Below are 17,081 nucleotides of genomic sequence, written 5' to 3' on the forward strand. Positions count from 1 at the left end.
TTTTAATACCGCAGCATTGCATTAAGAAATGACGCAGTTGCGCAAATTAGAACAGAGACGGAGTTTCTTTTAACAACCACTGATGAATAGCATCTTTTTCGAGACAGCGGTTGAGTGGCCGCAGCGCTTCGCTGTAGCGGTCGGCATCAATATTTTTAAACTCAACACGGGCATCGCCCTGTTTGAATTCTTCGGCCAGATGGGTGAGGGCGCTTTGCCAGAGTTGTAAGGTTTCCGGCCAGGATTGCGCCGGTGGTGCAATACCCGGGTGTTGCAAGGCTTCAATACCGAGCCCCGCCCAACCGCGCCCTTTGGCATTTAATTGTGCAAAAGCAATAGCATCGACGGCTTCGTTATTGCTGATGGCGTACAGCGGCAGCTGCGGCTCGTCCGGGCGATCGCCCAGCCAGCTGGATACTTTCGAGCTGCCGGTTTTGTAGTCAATCACCAGCCGTTGCCCTGCGCCGAGTTCGTCAATACGGTCAATACGCAAATTCAACATCAACCCGGCAAAGGTTACGGTGCGGGATTCTTCAATCGCCACCACCCGAAACGGTGGCCGTTCCTTTTCATCTTCCAGCCAGGCGCCGATCAATTTCACCAGCCGTTGTTGCTCCAGCGCCGCATAACGATCACCGATGTTGCGCCGCTGTTTAAGCGGTTGCATGGCGGTGCTGACGGCGGTGTTGATTTGTTGCGTCAGTTGCTCGGCTTCTATTTCTTGCAGGCGGTTGCTGTCACCGATTTCTTTCCAGATAAATGCCAGCGCATCGTGTAACAGGGTGCCGCGCTCCATGGCAGAAAAACCGATCACCGGTGGCTCGGGCCAGCGCGCACCCAGGCGCAATTGGGCAAAAGCGTGAAACGGGCAGGCGGCTTGCAATCTCAGCAACGAGCTGCCGCCGCGAACAAGTTCGTCGCTGCCCAGCGGCGGGCCAAAGCGGCTGTCGTGAAGTTGCAGTTGCGCGCTGCCTTGCAATTGTTGCCGGTTGAAGGCGGTGGCGCTGCTGCTGGCGTTGCCAATAAGCTGTTCAATAGCCACCTGCGGTATTTCTTCAATCAATGCGCTGGTGCGCAACTCGCCAATATCATCGTGCGCCGGTGAGCTGAAAATAATCGTTTTCGCACACTGCCGGTAATGGCGGGTGAGGCGGCTGGCGTATTGAAATTCGCGCTCGGCACTGGCGTGCGGCATCTGCAACTCGCGCTGCATGCTGATCGGCAAAAACGGGTTGGGCGCCGGTGCCGGTGGCCACTGGCGGTGGTGCAGCCCGGTCATCCAGCAATAATCAAAGTGCAAGCCATCGCCTTCCAGCGCGCCAAGAATCTGAATAGGGGAATCCGGTGTTTGCGCCTGAAACGGTGTTTTGGAAGCCTGCCGGAATAAGCGGGTCAAGGCTTGTTGCGCCGATAACAGCTCATTTTGCCCGGTGTGGTTGCTATCCAGCGTGGCAAATTGTTCCAGCAAACGATACCACTGATTGAGTTGCTGGTATTCCTGGCTGTCCGGACGGCGTTCGCCGGGCCAACCCAGCTGCGCCAGTTGGTCGGCAAACCATTGTGACCATTGCAAAGCGCTGCCCCGTGCCGGTTGGTGGCGGCGGTTTTCGTAAAATTGATTGAGCGCATTCAACAAACGAATGCCGCTGCTTTCGTCCGGCAGGCCGCGCTGCTGCCATTGTTCACATAACCGGGTGGCGTGGTAGCGCAAGTCGCTGCTGCTGATAAAAAACTGGCCGCTATCGCGCAGCCGATGCACCAGACTGCCGCGAAACAGCCGTTCGCTGTCGCTATTGCCAAAAAACGGCGAGAGCAGCAAATCGCACAGTGGCTCCACCTCCTGCTGCGAGCGGTTCAGGCCGAGCAAATTCAGTGCGCAGTGAATTAACGGGGTAGAAGCCAGCGGTGTACCGGCAGAAAAGTTGAAGGGCGCGGTACGGCGCGGTTGCTCGGGCAAGCCTGCCATCGGTTCAAACACTTCGCCAAAAATGCGCTCCATTTTGTCGCGAATCTGGCCAAGGTTGGGCACGATAATACCGATGCTGGCATCGGGCGACGCCAGCAGAATATCGCGGCTCCAGAGTGCCGCCGCAAGTATTTCCTGTTCTTCGTTAACCACCGTGGTTCGCTGGCACTCGCCCTGTGGCAAGGGCAACTCAACAGTATGCTGTGTGGTTGCTGCGGCGTTAAGGATGCGGCTTTCCAGCGGTAACAAGGCATCAAAGCCGAGCAAATGAACAACCGGTTGCACCGGCAAATGCTCCTGCCAGGCGTCGGCGATGCGCTGCCAGGCGCTTTCCCGGGTAATCCAGCCACGTTCGGCCATGGCGCTGCGGAAGAGCTGTAACCACTGGTAAAAAGACTGGCTGTTGGCGCTCAGGGTAAACGCATCGACTTTTTCCGGGTTGAGCTGGTCATCGTCCAGGCACCAGCGTTCCAGTTGCGTGAGTGCGGTATCGGCGCTTTGGGCGAGAGGTTCGGCGAGCAACAATTCCAGGTCGGGCGCATCGGCAATAACCTTTTCCCACAGCCACACGCGTTGGTCGTCACTGGCAATAATCGCGGCGGTAGATTCCAGCTCTTTATCCTGCAAAATCTGCCACGCCTGCTGCAACCACTGCGACAGGGTAAAAATATCCGGGGTCTTCCACACCTTAACGCCTTGCTGGCGTTGATGCTGGCCATAGGCGCGTAACAGGTGGTTGCGTAAACGGTTATTAGCAGTGATGACCGGCTCGCCCCGCGCAAGCGCCGGTAGCAGAGGGGAGATATCGAGCAGACTGGAAACCATGCAGCAAACCTTGAGCAACGCGAAAGCGCCAAGGGTAACTTTCTGACACGGCTTTCACAACCGCGCGCAGGGGCGTATCAGCACACCGCCAGAGGAATATCCAGAATAGCGGTCTGCGGCAAGCCAAAACGGGCGAGGGCGGGGCGCAATTGTTCCACTTCTGCGGTGCTTTTGGTGAAAAAGGCCTGATGTTCGGGTAGTGCGGTGCTGGCATCGGGTGACAGTTGGGGCAGTAAACTTTGCACCCGTCTGGCGATGGCATCGCCGGAGTCAATCAGCGTGACGCTGGCGCCCAGCTGCCGGGAGATTTCTTCCGCCAGCAAGGGAAAATGGGTGCAGGCCAGCACCAGTGTGTCCATTTGTGCCATGGCCGGGTGCTGGTAAAACGGCTCGAGCACCGCGCGGATAGCCTCGTCACTCACCGTTTCGCCGCGTAGCTTTTGTTCGGCCAGCCATACCAGTTCGCTGCTGCCGACTGAAATAACGGTGCTATCGGCGGCGTAATCAGCAATTAGTTGACGGGTATAAGGGCGAACTACGGTAGCGGGTGTGGCGAGCAGGCCAATCACCCGCGAGCGGGAAAACTGTGCCGCCGGTTTGATGGCAGGCACTACCCCGACCACCGGCAAGGAAAAGCGGCTGCGAATCACCGGTAATGCCAGGGTGCTGGCCGTATTGCAAGCGATGACCAGCAAATCCGGCTGAATGCGGGCGATGGCGTAATCCATCACCTCGGTGACACGGGCAATCAGCTCCGCTTCGGTTTTGGTGCCGTAAGGGAAGGCGGCGTTGTCTGACAGGTAAAAACGCTCGCAGCCCGGCACCCGGTTGGTGATGGCCTGCAAAATACTGAGGCCGCCGACACCGGAATCAAACACCAGAATACGGGGATGGGAAAAGGGTTGAGCTATCATCGGTAAAACCTGTCACCGGGTAAGGTAAAACGTCAGCAGTGCAAAAAACTGTTGCGCAGTGTAGCTTGAACCGCTTGGCCCCGACAGTCCTGCCGCTGTTAATTGTGTAGAATAGCCGTTTGTCTTTTTGCCGGGCCGTTGCCCGCCACCACGGGTAATAACATGCCGTTAACCGACAACCTTGTAGTGATTTTTGCCGTGCTGATCGCCGTAATAGCCGGGCTGTGCCTGGGCGTTTTTCTAGCCTCCCGCATGGCGCGCAGCAAACTGGCCGATGCCCTGCAACTGGAAAAGCAACAGGCCGAGATTCAGCTGCAAAACCTGCGGCACGAAAGCGGCTTGAAAGAAACCCGCTTTATGCTGGAGCAGCAACAGCTGAAAGAGCAGGCCCAGCAGCTGCGTGATCAACAGGAGCAACAGCAGCTGGCGCAGCAGCAACTGCAACAGCAATTGCGCGAAAGCCAGCAACTGCTCAACCGCGAAAGCCAAACCCTGGCGACCGCCCAGGAGCGCAACCGTCAGTTGGAAAGCCTGCCCGTGCAACTGGCCGAGCGGGACCAACAGCTTGCCCGGGTGCAATCCGAATCGGCTGCCTTAAAAGCCGGCCTTGACCAGGAGCGCCGCAATTTTGAGCAACAATTGCAACTGCTACAAAATGCCCGTGAAGAATTGAAGCGGGAGTTTGAAAACCTCGCCAACCGCATCTTTGAAAACAAACATCAACAATTTTCTGCCAACAGCAAATCTCTGCTGGAAACCACCCTTGACCCGATCAAAAATCAATTGGGTGAATTCCGCCGCAAGGTAGAAGAGGTTTACGAAAAAGAAAACCTTGGCCGTAATTTGCTGGCGCAGCAAGTGGTTGAGTTGCAAAAGCAGGCGCACAAAATTGGTGAAGATGCGGTAAACCTTGCCCAGGCGTTAAAAGGCAACAGCAAAACCCAGGGCAACTGGGGCGAAGTGGTGCTGGAGCGCCTGCTGGAACAATCCGGTTTGCAAAAAGGCCGTGAGTACGAAACGCAAAAAAGCTTTGTTACCGAAGATGGTCGCCGGCAAATGCCGGACGTGATCATCCGCCTGCCGGAAAACAAAGATATTATTATCGACTCAAAAGTGTCGCTGGTTGATTACGAAAAATTCTGCAACAGTGAAGATGAAACCGAACGCCAGCTGTTGCTGGGCGCGCATGTGCAGTCGCTGCGCAATCATATTCGTCAGCTGAGCATCAAGGATTACGAGAAACTGGACGGCGTGCGTGCGCTGGACTTCGTGTTTATCTTCGTGCCCATCGAAGCTGCGTTTTTAATGGCCTTGCAAAAAGAGCCGGGCCTGTACCGCGAAGCCTATGATCGTCATATTATTCTGGTCAGCCCGACAACCTTATTGGCGACATTGCGCACGGTAGAAAACATTTGGCGCTATGAAAACCAGAATAAAAATGCCGAAGTGATCGCGGAAAGAGCCGGTGCTTTGCATGATCAGTTTGTACTGCTGCTATCATCATTGGACGGTATAGGAACGCAGTTGGATAAAGCGCGGGACAGCTACGATAAGGCGCGCAAGCAGTTGCACAGTGGCCGTGGCAATCTGGTTCGCCGGGTGGAGGAGTTGCGCAAGTTGGGCGCGAAGACCAAAAAAGTGATTCCCCGCGAGCTGGTAGAGCAGGCGGATGATGCACCGGAAAGCAGCTTGCTGGAATTGACGGAAGCATCCGGGACGGATTCGCTGGTTTCGGACGAGTAATTTTTTAAGCGGCTGAATAACTGTTATATGTTTCCTGTGATATGGCAACTTCATTCCGCCCGCTCGCCATCCGGATATAGGTTCCAAAAGCGCATGAATATCCGCAAGCGGAGCCGGCCAATCCTCACAGAGGATTGTCGTTCCGTGCGCGCAAAACATGTTTTGCTATATGCGCACTCCACCCATGTAGCTCCATCGAGTCATCCCTGACTCGACGGTTTTGGAACCAATGACCGGATGACCAGCTCACATTCGTGCCGTGTTTAAGAGTTTTCGTGATTTTTGCTGGCGAATACTTTTGGTCAAATCATGTTTAATTAAACATTTGAAATTGGATACAGAATGAATACTTTGCAAATACTGACATTGATTGGCGGGCTGATTATTTTGGTGTTATCGGTTATCGCCATTGTGCTGCGCCGAAAAGTGCGGGAAATGGAAAAGCGTCGCGCCGCGCAGGATGCGGAGCAACAAGCGGAAGCGGCTGCGCGGCGGCAAAAGGTCAATCAAAGCATTCAAATTATTGCCCGCTCTTTGGGGCAAGATGAACGCCTCACTCATACCGAAGCCAGTATTCGCATCAGCGGTTTGCTGGATAGCCTGAGCGTACCTCAACAAACCCAGCAAGAGTTTTCGGCCTTTTACCAGCTGACCAATGCCACTGCCCATATCCCTTACCTGGAAGAGTGGAAACAATTGGACTCCAAGCGTAAACGCGAGCTTGAGCATGAACGGGAAGTGCAAGAAGGTATTTATCGCGAATTCGTTGAAGATGCAGCCAAGCGCATTATTGGCCGTGAGTTTTAAACATTATTTTTTAGTGGCTGTTTTTACATGTTTCGTATTCGTTTGATGCAGGTAACGGATATTCCTGCTGTATTGGTGATTCAGGCGCAGGCTTATGTGGATGAGATATTGGAGAGCGCCGAGGTAATTGCGGCGCGTTTGCATAGTGCGCCGCAAACTGCCTGGGTGGCAGAAACCGATGCAGGTGTACAAGCCTATCTGGTCACTTATCCTTCCCGTTTGGGCGCCTTGACCGCCTGGGGTGAAAACTTTCAGTGCGCGCAAGATGCTGACTGCCTTTACCTGCACGATCTGGCAGTGGCTGGCGCCGCGGGTGGCGGCGGTTTGGGGCGGGCACTCATTGTGGCCGCAACGCAGTATGCAGAAGAGAGCGGCTACCGTTTTTCTTCGCTTATTTCAGTGCAGGGTTCAGTGGGGTTCTGGCAGCGCCGGGGTTACGGTGTTGTAGAAAACCTGAGTCAGGCGCAGCAGCGGTTGCTGGCAACCTACACCGGGCCTGCTTATTACATGAGTAAAACCCTTGCGGTGAGAGAGGCGGTTGTTGAAAGCATTTGCTAAAAAATAGTAGCTACCGGTGTTAACCCGTAGCTTTTTTATTAGCACTGCCTTGAACAACCGTTAAGGTTTCTCAAAGCATCAGACGCATGACCCGATGCATGCCGATTTCCGGTACATCAAAAGGCTCGCTGACAATGTCAAAACCGGCTGCTTCGTAAAAACCCAGCGCATTTTCTCTCGCTTTGCACCAGATAGTGCTGCCGCCAGCTTGCTGACAATGGTTTATCGCGGTTTGCAAAATCGCTTTGCCAACACCTTGCCCGCGCACTTCTGGTGTGGTCGCCATACCGCGTAAAAGCCATTCTCCCTCTTTTCGGTTGCCATCCAGGGCCCGATGCACCAGCGTAGCAATACCGCATAAATCCTTATTCGAAAAAGCACCCACGTGCAAGGTGTCTGCATCGTCGTCGCCTTCGTAAACCAGTTCTTCGGGTTGTTGATGCGGGCGTAAAATACGGGCGCGTAATACGCGGGTTTGTACGGCGGAAATGGCGGATATAGTGATGGACATGACAAGGTATCTCGAAAGTTTTCCCTATCATAGCAAAGCCCGGCAGCCGATGTGGTGCCGGGCCTGGTATCGTGTTACTGCGGCGTATTAACCTGAACAACGTAGCAATGCATGGCAGAAATTTTCAAACCGCCTTGGTGGCTCAAGGTGTATATATCACAAAAAGCCCAGGTTTCTTCCTTGCCGTCTTTGCGGGTGGTCATAGTGCCATCGGCTACGGCCTGGTTGCCGTCCACCAGAATGCTGTTAATTAACAAGGTGGCCGGTTCGTGGTTTTCCATGTCCGCCATCATGTTACGAAACCCCGCTTTTCCGATGGTATCGGGGGAGCCCGGCATTTTCCAAACCATGTTGTCGGTTATCTGATCAACCAGAAAATTCAGGTCATTACGGGCAAAGCCCTCATTGAATTTCGTAATAAAATTTTTAATGTCATTCCGGTTCAGGTGTGCGTCCGTTTTTTGTTCGCCGCTGTGTTCTACGTAATTTTTAAAACTGTCGAGAATCGCCTGCCAACCCTGTTGCTGTTCTTCGAGGGAGTGTTCATTCTCCGCCTGGAATTCGGTAACAATGCGGGTGGTGTCCGGGGTGGTTTGTATAAAATGCACAACGGCGGTGCGGCCATCGTCCATGCTGTAAGCCAGGTGTTTTTCGGTGTCTACCCTGGTGTAAATACCGCTGAAATCGAAACTGAAACTGCCATCTCTGGCGGCCATGGTGTGTTTGAAGCGACCACCAATACGCAGGTCATTTTCTGACGCAGGGCAGTGCCAGTCGGGTGATGCCTGGTTCCATTGTTGAATGGCTTGCGGGTCATTAAACGCCTGCCATACCTGAGCGGAAGGCGCTTTGATGGTGGCGGTTACGGTAAGAGTATCGGTCATCATTATCTCCTTGCTGTGAATGTTTACTGGCACTGGTTTACCGCGCCGCTGATCATCCAGGGTGTGCCGTATTTATCCTGTAACATGCCAAAACGTTTTGCCCAGAACTGCTCTTGCATTGGCATATGGATTTCACCGCCTTCGCTCAGCTGTTCAAAAATACGCTCGGCATCAGCCACCTCATCTATTTGGATGAACACGTAAATACCTTGCGGTTTATCAAACCAGTCCGGTGGCGTGTCAGAAGCCATCAGCATGGCATCACCAATCGACATTTGCGCATGCATTACCCGGTCGTGCCAGGCCGGGTTGATCTCATCGCCGGGGGGCGCATCGCCGTATTTCTGTATTCCCAGAATCTTGCCACCAAATACTTTGGCATAAAACTCGAAAGCCTCCTGACAATTACCATCGAAATTCAAGTACGGGTAAATCTTCATCGCGTTACTCCTTCACAGATTAACAAGTGTCAACACATTGAAAACGGAGGGCGGCCAAATGGCAGCCTGACCTGAAATTCACTGTTCCGATCAGTTCCAGTTAATAGTCGATGCAGAAATTAAGAAATCGACAACACCGAAAAATTAATCTGTTTGCAGTTCCCGAACCGGGCGAATTTCAATGCTGCCCACCCGCGCTGGCGGAATGCCAGCGGCTTTACGAATGGCGTGGTTAAGGTCTTTTGCCTCAATCAAATAGAAACCGGCGAGTTGCTCTTTGGTTTCGGCAAAGGGGCCGTCTGTAATCAGCAGTTCGTTGTTGCGTACTCTTACTGTGGTCGCCGTTCTGACCGGCTCCAGGGCTTCTCCGGCTACCAGAACGCCGGATTCATGCAAAGCGGTGGCGTAAGCCATGCACTCACTGTCTTGTGGACTGTCCGGCAAACTGTGGAGTTCATTTTCATTGGCGTAGACAAGGCAAAGGTATTTCATAAGGGTTTCCTTAACGATAGCTGGCTGGAAGCTGTCTCAAAATTTTTTAATGGTTCATGAGACGCTTTCCAGATAGTCGATGGCAGACCGCCGAAATCGACAGGATGTTGAAAAATTATTATCTGACACAGGGTGTGCGCCATTCTGTCCGTTTGTGCCGGGTCGTCAGGTGTGTGTTACAAGGCGCGTAACTGCGCCTGTAAAAACGCTTTTTCCGCCTCCCGGTCACTTAAATTCAGTGCTTTACCATAATCGGCTTTGGCGGCATCGGTATTACCGCACTGTCGGTAGAGTTTTGCCCGTGCCGCATAGGCGTAATGATAGTTGGCCAATTCACGTTCAATCAGCGGCGTAATCAGGTCAATTCCCGCTTGTGCGCCCTCGTGCATCGCCACGGCGATGGCGCGATTCAAAGCAATAACCGGCGACGGATAACGATTCAGCAACAAGGTATAGATACCGCTGATTTCGTGCCAGTCGGTATCCTGTGCGCTGGCGGCTTCGGCATGTAGTGCGGCGATAGCGGCTTGCAGGCTGTAAAAACCGGGGTTTCCGGCAGCCCATGCCTCTTGAACACGGCTCACGCCTTCGCCAATCAGTTCGGCGTTCCACAGGCTGCGATCCTGATCTTCCAGCAATATCAGATCACCATTTTCAGTGACGCGGGTAGCGCGTCGGGATTCCTGCAATAACATCAGCGCCAGCAAGCCATTGATTTCATCATCCGTGTGTAATTCATGGAGTAAACGGGTTAGTCGAATCGCTTCGCTGGCAAGGTCGGGAGTGCCTGCTGCAGCGGGCAAAAGCGAGGAATAGCCTTCGTTAAATACCAGATAAATAACTTGCAGCACCGACTGCAAACGCTCGGCAAAAATCGTCTGGTCGGGGATTTCATAAGGGATATTGGCGGTGCGAATTTTCTGCCGCGCTCGCACAATGCGTTGCGCCAGAGTGGAAGGCGTCACCAAAAACGTTCTGGCAATCGCTTCGGTGGTCAGGCCGCAAACTTCGCGCAAGGTGAGTGCGACACGCGCCTCTTTGGACAGCGCCGGGTGGCAGCAGGTAAAGATCAGCCGCAGGCGGTCGTCTTCAATAAAACCGGTGGGTTCCGCAAAATTTTCTGCATCGCTCAACAGTTCCTGCTGTTCCAGCCAGGCGGTTTCGCGTGCTTGCAAGCGGGAGCGCTTGCGCAATAGATCAATCGCTTTAAAGCGACCGGTAGACACCAGCCAGGAATAGGGGTTGGCCGGAATGCCGGCTTGCGGCCATTGGTGCCAGGCGGCGGTAAAAGCCTCCTGCATGGCATCTTCGGCGAGGTCAAAGTCGCCGAGCAGGCGAATAAGCGTGGCAAGAACCCGCCGGGATTCCTGCTGATAGAAGGCATTTAACGATTGCTGATCGAACCTGTCCGGCATGAATAATCCTGCTGGCGTTGACTGTTATGGTTATTGGCTGTGTTTGCAATACTGACAATCGGCGATATTATCCGCCGTCTCCCGGATCTGCGAGCAGTATTGCTGCTTCTGGCGGTCTTAACTGTGAAGAAATGCAGGAAACTGGCAATGAAACAACTGATTCTCGGCGGCGCCCGCTCCGGCAAAAGCGCACTGGCGCAAACCACCGCTGTACAACTGGCGGATGCCCGAAAAGAACGCGGGCAGGACACACAACTTATTTACCTCGCCACCTGCGATAACAGCGCCGCCGACAACGAAATGCAAACACGCATCGCCCGCCACAAAGCTGAACGCGACGAACGTTGGACGCTGGTAGAAGCCGATGCAGATCTGGCGACAACACTAAAATCCATCGCCAACGACAACACGATAATTCTGGTGGATTGCCTGACACTCTGGCTAACCCGGTGTTTATTGCTAGATGAAGACTTGTCAAAAGCCCTCATTTTTTGGCAACAACAAAAAGAAGCTTTATTAGCAGCAGTGAAATCATTACCCGGCGAAATTCTATTTATCAGCAATGAAGTCGGGCAGGGCGTAATACCGATGGGCGCACTAAGCCGCACATTCGTAGACGAAGCCGGCTTTCTGCACCAGGCATTAGCCAGCCAATGTGATCGCGTTGTTTTTACCGTGGCTGGGTTGCCGATGGTGTTGAAAGGGTAAAGCAATACTTAACAATTTCAGCAGGAAAACCAGAGCAGATTCCAGAAAACATCCACACCTGTCACTTCTTATTTGCTGTGCTAACAGCTTGTATTCTTTACTTTTTGCGTATGACGGCAGGCGCTATATCAACTATGGTTTTTATTAATCCGCCATCGAGGTGTGTCGCCCAAGGCGGCAAGGATCAGCATGATGTGGAAGCATCCGTCATTTTGTTAACACCTCTGATTTAATGTTGCCCGAAAAATGAGGACCCTATGATATCGCAACTGATATTGGTTGTTGCGCTTGCCCTTGTTCATGCCAATGCTGCCAAATTGCTGCAATTGAAGGATATCCCCCGCAGTGGCGCCTTGTCATTTGCGGGCGGTGTTTCTGTCGCTTACGTTTTTATTCTTATTTTTCCCGAATTGGTAGAAGCTCAGGAAGCCATCAGTGATCATGGCATGCTGGCTTACCTTGAATACCATGCGTACCTGGTTGCTCTCGTAGGGCTAACCGCTTTTTACGGCCTTGAGCGTTGTGTAAAACATTCCCGGGGCGCTCAGAATCAAAAAAACGAAGAACCCGATAAGGCCGCTGGCCTTGGCGTATTTTGGTTACACATTGTTTCGTTCGCGCTCTACAACTCGTTGATAGGCTACCTGCTTGTTTACCGCGAAGGTGAAATTTTTGAGTTGAGCTTGTTTGTACTGGCTATGGGCTTTCATTTTTTAGTAAATGACAATGGGCTAATCAAACTTCAACGCAGTGCCTATCTGCACCACGGTCGCTGGATACTGTCTGCAGCGGTTCTGTGGGGCTGGGGTATTGGCCAGTTTGTTAAAGTTAGCGAAGCAACAACCAGTCTTCTATTCGCATTTCTGGCCGGCGGTATTATTCTCAATGTGCTGAAAGAAGAATTGCCGGGAGATCGCCAGAGCCGGTTCATGCCATTCGCTGTTGGCGCTGGCGTGTATGCCACGTTACTGTTATTGATAGCAGGCTAGCTGTTTATCTTGTGACACTCTAAGCGACGGTCGGCCGCGACGAACGCTGGACACTGGTAGAAGCCGACGCGAACCTGGCAGCAACACTAAAATCCATCGCTAACGACAACAACATAATTCTGGTGGACTGCCTGACACTCTGGCTAACCCGATGTTTGCTGGTAGACGAAGACTTATCAAAAGCCCTCATTTTTTGGCAGCAACAAAAAGAAGCTTTATTGGCGGTAGTGAAATCATTACCGGGTGAAATTATATTTATCAGCAATGAAGTCGGGCAGGGAGTAATACCAATGGGCGCACTAAGCCGCACCTTCGTCGATGAAGCCGGCTTTCTGCACCAGGCATTAGCCAGCCAATGTGATCGTGTTGTTTTTACGGTGGCGGGGTTGCCGATGGTGTTGAAGGGGTAGGATGGATTTTGGAAATTACCAATTATTAGCGAAGTATTTCATCAAAGCTTAAGTTGTGTAGCATCTAACTATTGCCTTTTTTGTAAGTTTGAATTCATCTGAATGCTAATGCGCGGTAAAAGTAGGCTCTCTAACTATACAGAGTGTCTACAGTTGCTGGGTAATTCGGCCGGCTAACGTCGTGGTAACGGGAGCGCAGCGTAGTCTGCGTCCCGTTGAGTACCGTGTTAAACATTGCTGTTAATCCAACTTTATTGCTGCTTTCGGAATTAACTCAACAACTGACCTTGTGGTATTTGATTGTTGGGAGTCAGATTTAATAAAACCGGTGTCTTGCGGTGAAAAAATACAAGCTGCCGCATGGCTAAGAACAATATCCTTACTTTCTTCAGAAACAGCCGAATTGGTTATGGCTGTATAGGTCATTAGTGCATTTTGCCTATGTTTATTAACAATGGCGCTATGCTTATGAGATAGAAAGTTTTTAGCCGAAAGAAATAGCATATAAGATATAACAAAAAAAATCAGTACTTTACTTGTTACAAGCTGTATAGATTGAATAGTACCTTCGGGTTGCAGCCATGACCATTTATGAAAAAATATACTTAAAAATGCATAGGCTCCCAAACCCCAAGCCAATTTAGTAGTTCGGCTGCGCCATGTTTCTGCTAGTTCCTCATGCACATCTGCTTCATCTTTAAAATAAATTGCCTGCTGTGAAACACCTTGCTCTGCTGCAACTCTTCTAACATCTGCAAGAACATTTTGTGCTTGTTCTTGATGTTCAGTTAACTGCTCAGTTATTTCTAAAGCTTCGTCTTTTACGTTTTGAAGCATTGCCCGAGCTTCATTTTCCATTCTCTGAAAATCAACAGATTTGCTTGTTCCATATGATATAAATGGGAATAATTTTTGAAATGCGGGAGCGTATGCGTTGGTAACTTGTTGGATTAATTGATCTCTTGGCTGGGTAGGGTTTTGGTTTTGTACGGTGGTTGGGTCAAAATCTAAAACCTGCTGAAACCTATTAAAATCAGCATCGGCTTGCTGTTTGATTTCAGAAAGTATTTTCTCTGGGAAATCATCCAGCGTCGAAAGGCCTAGCTGATTATAGAGTCTGATTAGTTTTGAGGCTGGAGCCACGATAGCAGAGAAATCAAAATTTCTTCCCAGCTCTTCCTCTCTGGCAAGACTTTTCGGGTCAAATGCCTGCATCCGGGATAGTGATTCTTGTGTTTCTTCCAATTGACTCATTTTTTCTCCTTACTCGGACAAGATATTTAGCACCGCGATAAGCTGTGCTTCTTAAATTGCATTTTTTCCATAAAATGGAGCGAAGCAGAATGGCAAAAATGCAATTTAAAAACCACCCGTTTGATTGCCTCGTATGATCGATTTTCAGCAGTTTTACCTCAACTGCCAAAAGCGATAAGGTGAAGCCCATACCTGCGCCAAGGAGTATTCAATAAGGTAGCCCGATTAAAGAATGGGAAATCAGGTTATCCCGTTAACAAGCATGGGCGCCTTGCTGACTCTACTTTTAACTCGAACAGTCGAATGGGCTTCGAGCCTGGGCAGCACCACCCGAATGTAGCAAGGGTGCGTTATGAAAACAACTACCAACGCCAGCATTAATCGCAGTGAGCCCCATGTCGGTATCGACATTGGCAAAAGTACGCTAGACCTCTGCATTTACGAGGTCGATATTTATCATCAATTTCCTAACAACAGCGAAGGCATAAAGGCTTTGGCCAAAATGCTCGCTTTCTAAAAACTCACCCGCATTCTGGTCGAGGCAACAGATGGAAGTTTTGGTTGAAGCGAGTGGCCGGTGATTGTGGTGCAACCTGTTCAAGTGCGTCAGTTTGCCAATGCACAAAATCTGAAAGCCAAAACCGATAAACTGGATGCGCACCTGATTACTCAATTTGGTGCAGTACTCAGGCCAGAGATTCGCCCTTTAAACTCTAAAAAAGTTCGTTATAACAGGGATTTATTGGCCCGCAAGCGCCAGCTGAATTAGTGCCGAGTGCAAGAACTCAATCGCCAGCAAAAAGCGCTAGAAATCATACACGATTTATCAAAGTGCTCAATAAAGAAATCGAATGGGTTAACAGCTGCAGGGCAAAGCGGTTGCAGAGGTGAGCGAATGGCAATGCCCCCATGAAATCCTTAACTCTATACCTGGCATTGGCGATGGCGTGATCTTTACCCTGCTGGGTGAGCTGTCTGAACTGGACAATCTATCCAGCCGTAAAATCAGCGCAATGTGTGGTTTGGCACCATTCAATCGGGACAGTGGAGCAATGAAAAGCAGGTGTCGTATCAACGGTGGCCGAGCACCAATTCGAACCGTGCTGTATATGGCCATGCTAAGCGCCATTCAGTGCAACAAAGTCATTAAAGCCTTTTACCAAAACCTAGTCGCGCAGGGTAAGCACAATAAAGTCGCGCTTACCGCCTGCATGCGAAAGATAATGGCCATATTGAATGCAATGGTGCGCGATAATTGCGAGTGGCAAGTAACTAAATTTGCGTTGCAGGTATTGATTTTTTACCATAGTCGCTTGTTAGGCATTTTACGGCTGATTGGTAGGTAAATACCAATTACCTTTATTGTTCACGAAATCATTTAACTGAGCTTGGTTGATTGGAATATTCGGGTCAAGTCTTTGAACAAAGCTAAGACTATTAAGTGTTATTCGTGGCCTAGAATATTCTTTGTCCTCTATAAAAACCTCCATACCTAACATATAGAGCGATACATCGGTGTATGCTTCCCCTTTAGAGGCATAATATGACTTTATAATAATAGGTATGTCGCCATTGCTAAATTTTACGACCCCGCTCTCTGGTTGGACATGCTTCAACGTAAGCTCTTGTAACTCGTGCATAACAGACCCCATGTGCCAAAACTTACCTGATGAATCGATCGGAGCTGAATACTCATGAATTAAAGGCGGAAAGAAAACTTCACCTTTGAGAAAATAGCTTTCGTTACTAGCTGAAGCAACATATACGCTTTTTCCTTCATCTTTAAAGGTGCCTTTTAAGATCAAGTATCTCTCTTGTTTGAACTCTAAAACACTGAGTTGATGTGCCTGATGCGCAAAGACTAAACTTAAGATAGACATCGCCACAGCTATCATAGAGCCTATAAAAGCCGATATCGGATTTTCAATTAACTTTTTGAGTGAGTTCATGAACACTGCTCCGGCCTAACATCTTGATAACGCGCATGCGCGTTATCAGCCCTTAAAATTATTTTAAAAGCAAAGCCTGACTATTTGAATGGCCTGTGCTTTAACCCTTTTCCTAACCCAGCATTGGGCGAAAAACGTGTATGCACGTTATCCTGTTTGGCGTTGCTCGTTATCATTCTTGTTCAACCAGGCAAGTTGTTGACTATAAAGTGGTTTTTGTAGAAAGCAATATGGATAACGTGCTTTTATGGGGAGATAAACGTGCAGGGATTAGGCGGGAGTTTTAATACACTGTGTAAACATGCAGTTTTTGATTCGCTTGTTACGGAGTCGGTTATTTGAAGATAGAAATACAAAGCCTGATGGGGTCAGACTCAATCTGTTTGCTGGTCTCAAGTTGGCACAATGCGAGTTTGTCGTTAGCCTGGCAGGGAAGTCCAACCTTCGGTCTCACGTGTAATTTCCTCATCAAGAGTCAGAGCATGAAGTTCAGGGTTATCGGGATGGCGCTGGCCGCTGGTCAGGCAGGGCCGTGGCTGGCTGCGAAGGCCGCGAGCGGATGGTGCTGGAGCATTTCCCGTTCGGCCGCATTCAGCAGTGCATGGCAATCGGCCAGAGCCGGATACGGTGGAAATCCGGGCAGGTCGCACAGAAAACCGCGCTCCAGGTAGTGCGGAATCTTGATGAATTCATCGATCACCCGCCGGCGAAACTCGTCATGGGTGAACCAGTTGTCCGTAGAGACCCCGAAGTAATTGACACCCCAGCAGGACAGGCGCAGCCCTGGCCAATGCTTTTCGAGCGTCATGGCGTAGCGCCGGGTCGAGCAAATCTTGCCGATCGCCAGGACACTGCCGATGGACGACGGGCTGACCGATTCGCGCAATTTCGCCAGCCCGAGGATGACGTTTTCTCCGGTATTGGTCGCGGCGTGCTCCAGGATCATGGCAGAGGCCGGCATGCCGAGCTGACGCAGCCGGGCGCCGATGATGTAGGCCTCGGTCTCGGCCTGGCCCGCGGTGGCGCCACCGGAAATGAGCAGCTTGGCGAACATGCCCCGACGCCACAGACCGTAGGCTTCGTCGCAAAACTCCTCCACCCCGTGGCGGGTGCCGAACAGGAAGCCGATATCGCATGTGGCCAAGGGCACGCCTGGCATGACGTGCCGGCCAATCTGCTGTAACGACGATGTATTCATGGGCAAATTCCGAAAGTG

18 protein-coding genes and 1 pseudogene are annotated in these 17,081 nt (G+C 51.0%); 9 read left to right on the forward strand and 10 right to left on the reverse strand.

Annotated elements, in window-relative coordinates:
* Nucleotides 1–46: 46 nt before the first annotated feature.
* Both C4F51_RS08170 and murI read right to left on the reverse strand, forming a co-directional pair.
* Entirely contained in the window at nt 47–2,791 is a 2,745-nt protein-coding gene (locus C4F51_RS08170; RefSeq protein ID WP_193908829.1) for a PD-(D/E)XK nuclease family protein, read from the reverse strand.
* Between the two features lie 77 nt (nt 2,792–2,868).
* Nucleotides 2,869–3,705 carry a glutamate racemase gene (gene murI / locus C4F51_RS08175; protein WP_193908831.1) on the reverse strand — a complete coding sequence of 279 codons (837 nt, stop codon included), beginning with the start codon at nt 3,703–3,705 and terminating at the stop codon, nt 2,869–2,871.
* 162 nt (nt 3,706–3,867) lie between these two features.
* Here murI and rmuC point away from each other — a divergent pair, with 162 nt between their 5' ends.
* The 3 genes from rmuC to C4F51_RS08190 all read left to right on the forward strand — a co-directional run bounded on the left by rmuC (nt 3,868) and on the right by C4F51_RS08190 (nt 6,813).
* On the forward strand, nt 3,868–5,448 hold the full coding sequence (gene rmuC / locus C4F51_RS08180; RefSeq protein ID WP_235992302.1) for a DNA recombination protein RmuC: 1,581 nt from the start codon (nt 3,868–3,870) through the stop codon (nt 5,446–5,448).
* A gap of 342 nt (nt 5,449–5,790) precedes the next feature.
* The gene (locus C4F51_RS08185; RefSeq protein WP_193908833.1) at nt 5,791–6,255 is read left to right on the forward strand and encodes a DUF2489 domain-containing protein; all 465 of its coding nucleotides are present in this window, start codon (nt 5,791–5,793) and stop codon (nt 6,253–6,255) included.
* A gap of 27 nt (nt 6,256–6,282) precedes the next feature.
* On the forward strand, nt 6,283–6,813 hold the full coding sequence (locus C4F51_RS08190) for a GNAT family N-acetyltransferase (RefSeq protein ID WP_202987650.1): 531 nt from the start codon (nt 6,283–6,285) through the stop codon (nt 6,811–6,813).
* Nucleotides 6,814–6,883: 70 nt separating this feature from the next.
* On the opposite strand, the gene C4F51_RS08195 is transcribed toward C4F51_RS08190, so the two are convergent.
* From C4F51_RS08195 to C4F51_RS08215, 5 genes are all read right to left on the reverse strand, one after another.
* A complete protein-coding gene (locus tag C4F51_RS08195; RefSeq protein ID WP_193908836.1) occupies nt 6,884–7,324 on the reverse strand; it encodes a GNAT family N-acetyltransferase in 441 nt (146 codons plus the stop codon).
* 74 nt (nt 7,325–7,398) lie between these two features.
* On the reverse strand, nt 7,399–8,208 hold the full coding sequence (locus tag C4F51_RS08200) for an SRPBCC domain-containing protein (protein WP_202987651.1): 810 nt from the start codon (nt 8,206–8,208) through the stop codon (nt 7,399–7,401).
* Between the two features lie 23 nt (nt 8,209–8,231).
* On the reverse strand, nt 8,232–8,648 hold the full coding sequence (locus tag C4F51_RS08205) for a VOC family protein (protein ID WP_193908841.1): 417 nt from the start codon (nt 8,646–8,648) through the stop codon (nt 8,232–8,234).
* Nucleotides 8,649–8,792: 144 nt separating this feature from the next.
* The gene (locus tag C4F51_RS08210) at nt 8,793–9,140 is read right to left on the reverse strand and encodes a YciI family protein (RefSeq protein WP_193908843.1); all 348 of its coding nucleotides are present in this window, start codon (nt 9,138–9,140) and stop codon (nt 8,793–8,795) included.
* Between the two features lie 176 nt (nt 9,141–9,316).
* Nucleotides 9,317–10,555 (reverse strand): RNA polymerase sigma factor, encoded by a 1,239-nt coding sequence (locus C4F51_RS08215; RefSeq protein WP_193908845.1) that lies wholly within the window; start codon nt 10,553–10,555, stop codon nt 9,317–9,319.
* A 147-nt stretch (nt 10,556–10,702) separates the two neighbouring features.
* On the opposite strand from C4F51_RS08215, the gene cobU reads away from it, so the two are divergent.
* The 3 genes and pseudogenes from cobU to C4F51_RS08230 all read left to right on the forward strand — a co-directional run.
* Nucleotides 10,703–11,263 (forward strand): bifunctional adenosylcobinamide kinase/adenosylcobinamide-phosphate guanylyltransferase, encoded by a 561-nt coding sequence (cobU, locus tag C4F51_RS08220; RefSeq protein ID WP_193908847.1) that lies wholly within the window; start codon nt 10,703–10,705, stop codon nt 11,261–11,263.
* A gap of 257 nt (nt 11,264–11,520) precedes the next feature.
* Entirely contained in the window at nt 11,521–12,252 is a 732-nt protein-coding gene (locus C4F51_RS08225) for a hypothetical protein (RefSeq protein ID WP_193908850.1), read from the forward strand.
* 47 nt (nt 12,253–12,299) lie between these two features.
* Nucleotides 12,300–12,662 (forward strand): annotated as a pseudogene (locus C4F51_RS08230) (bifunctional adenosylcobinamide kinase/adenosylcobinamide-phosphate guanylyltransferase); the annotation flags it as partial.
* Between the two features lie 240 nt (nt 12,663–12,902).
* On the opposite strand, the gene C4F51_RS08235 reads toward C4F51_RS08230, so the two are convergent.
* Nucleotides 12,903–13,916 (reverse strand): hypothetical protein, encoded by a 1,014-nt coding sequence (locus tag C4F51_RS08235; protein ID WP_193908852.1) that lies wholly within the window; start codon nt 13,914–13,916, stop codon nt 12,903–12,905.
* A gap of 352 nt (nt 13,917–14,268) precedes the next feature.
* Between C4F51_RS08235 and C4F51_RS18140 the strand changes: the two genes are divergently transcribed.
* From C4F51_RS18140 to C4F51_RS18150, 3 genes are all read left to right on the forward strand, one after another.
* A complete protein-coding gene (locus C4F51_RS18140; protein ID WP_235992303.1) occupies nt 14,269–14,433 on the forward strand; it encodes an IS110 family transposase in 165 nt (54 codons plus the stop codon).
* A gap of 60 nt (nt 14,434–14,493) precedes the next feature.
* A complete protein-coding gene (locus C4F51_RS18145) occupies nt 14,494–14,685 on the forward strand; it encodes an IS110 family transposase (RefSeq protein ID WP_328701323.1) in 192 nt (63 codons plus the stop codon).
* A 118-nt stretch (nt 14,686–14,803) separates the two neighbouring features.
* Nucleotides 14,804–15,262 (forward strand): transposase, encoded by a 459-nt coding sequence (locus C4F51_RS18150; RefSeq protein ID WP_328701324.1) that lies wholly within the window; start codon nt 14,804–14,806, stop codon nt 15,260–15,262.
* Here C4F51_RS18150 and C4F51_RS08245 read toward each other — a convergent pair.
* Both C4F51_RS08245 and C4F51_RS08250 read right to left on the reverse strand, forming a co-directional pair.
* Entirely contained in the window at nt 15,242–15,865 is a 624-nt protein-coding gene (locus C4F51_RS08245; protein ID WP_193908854.1) for a hypothetical protein, read from the reverse strand. The genes C4F51_RS18150 and C4F51_RS08245 overlap by 21 nt on opposite strands.
* Nucleotides 15,866–16,385: 520 nt before the next feature.
* Entirely contained in the window at nt 16,386–17,063 is a 678-nt protein-coding gene (locus C4F51_RS08250; RefSeq protein ID WP_193908857.1) for a YdcF family protein, read from the reverse strand.
* Nucleotides 17,064–17,081 lie beyond the last annotated feature (18 nt).

The sequence above is a fragment of the Cellvibrio polysaccharolyticus genome, assembly GCF_015182315.1.
GTDB lineage: Bacteria > Pseudomonadota > Gammaproteobacteria > Pseudomonadales > Cellvibrionaceae > Cellvibrio > Cellvibrio polysaccharolyticus.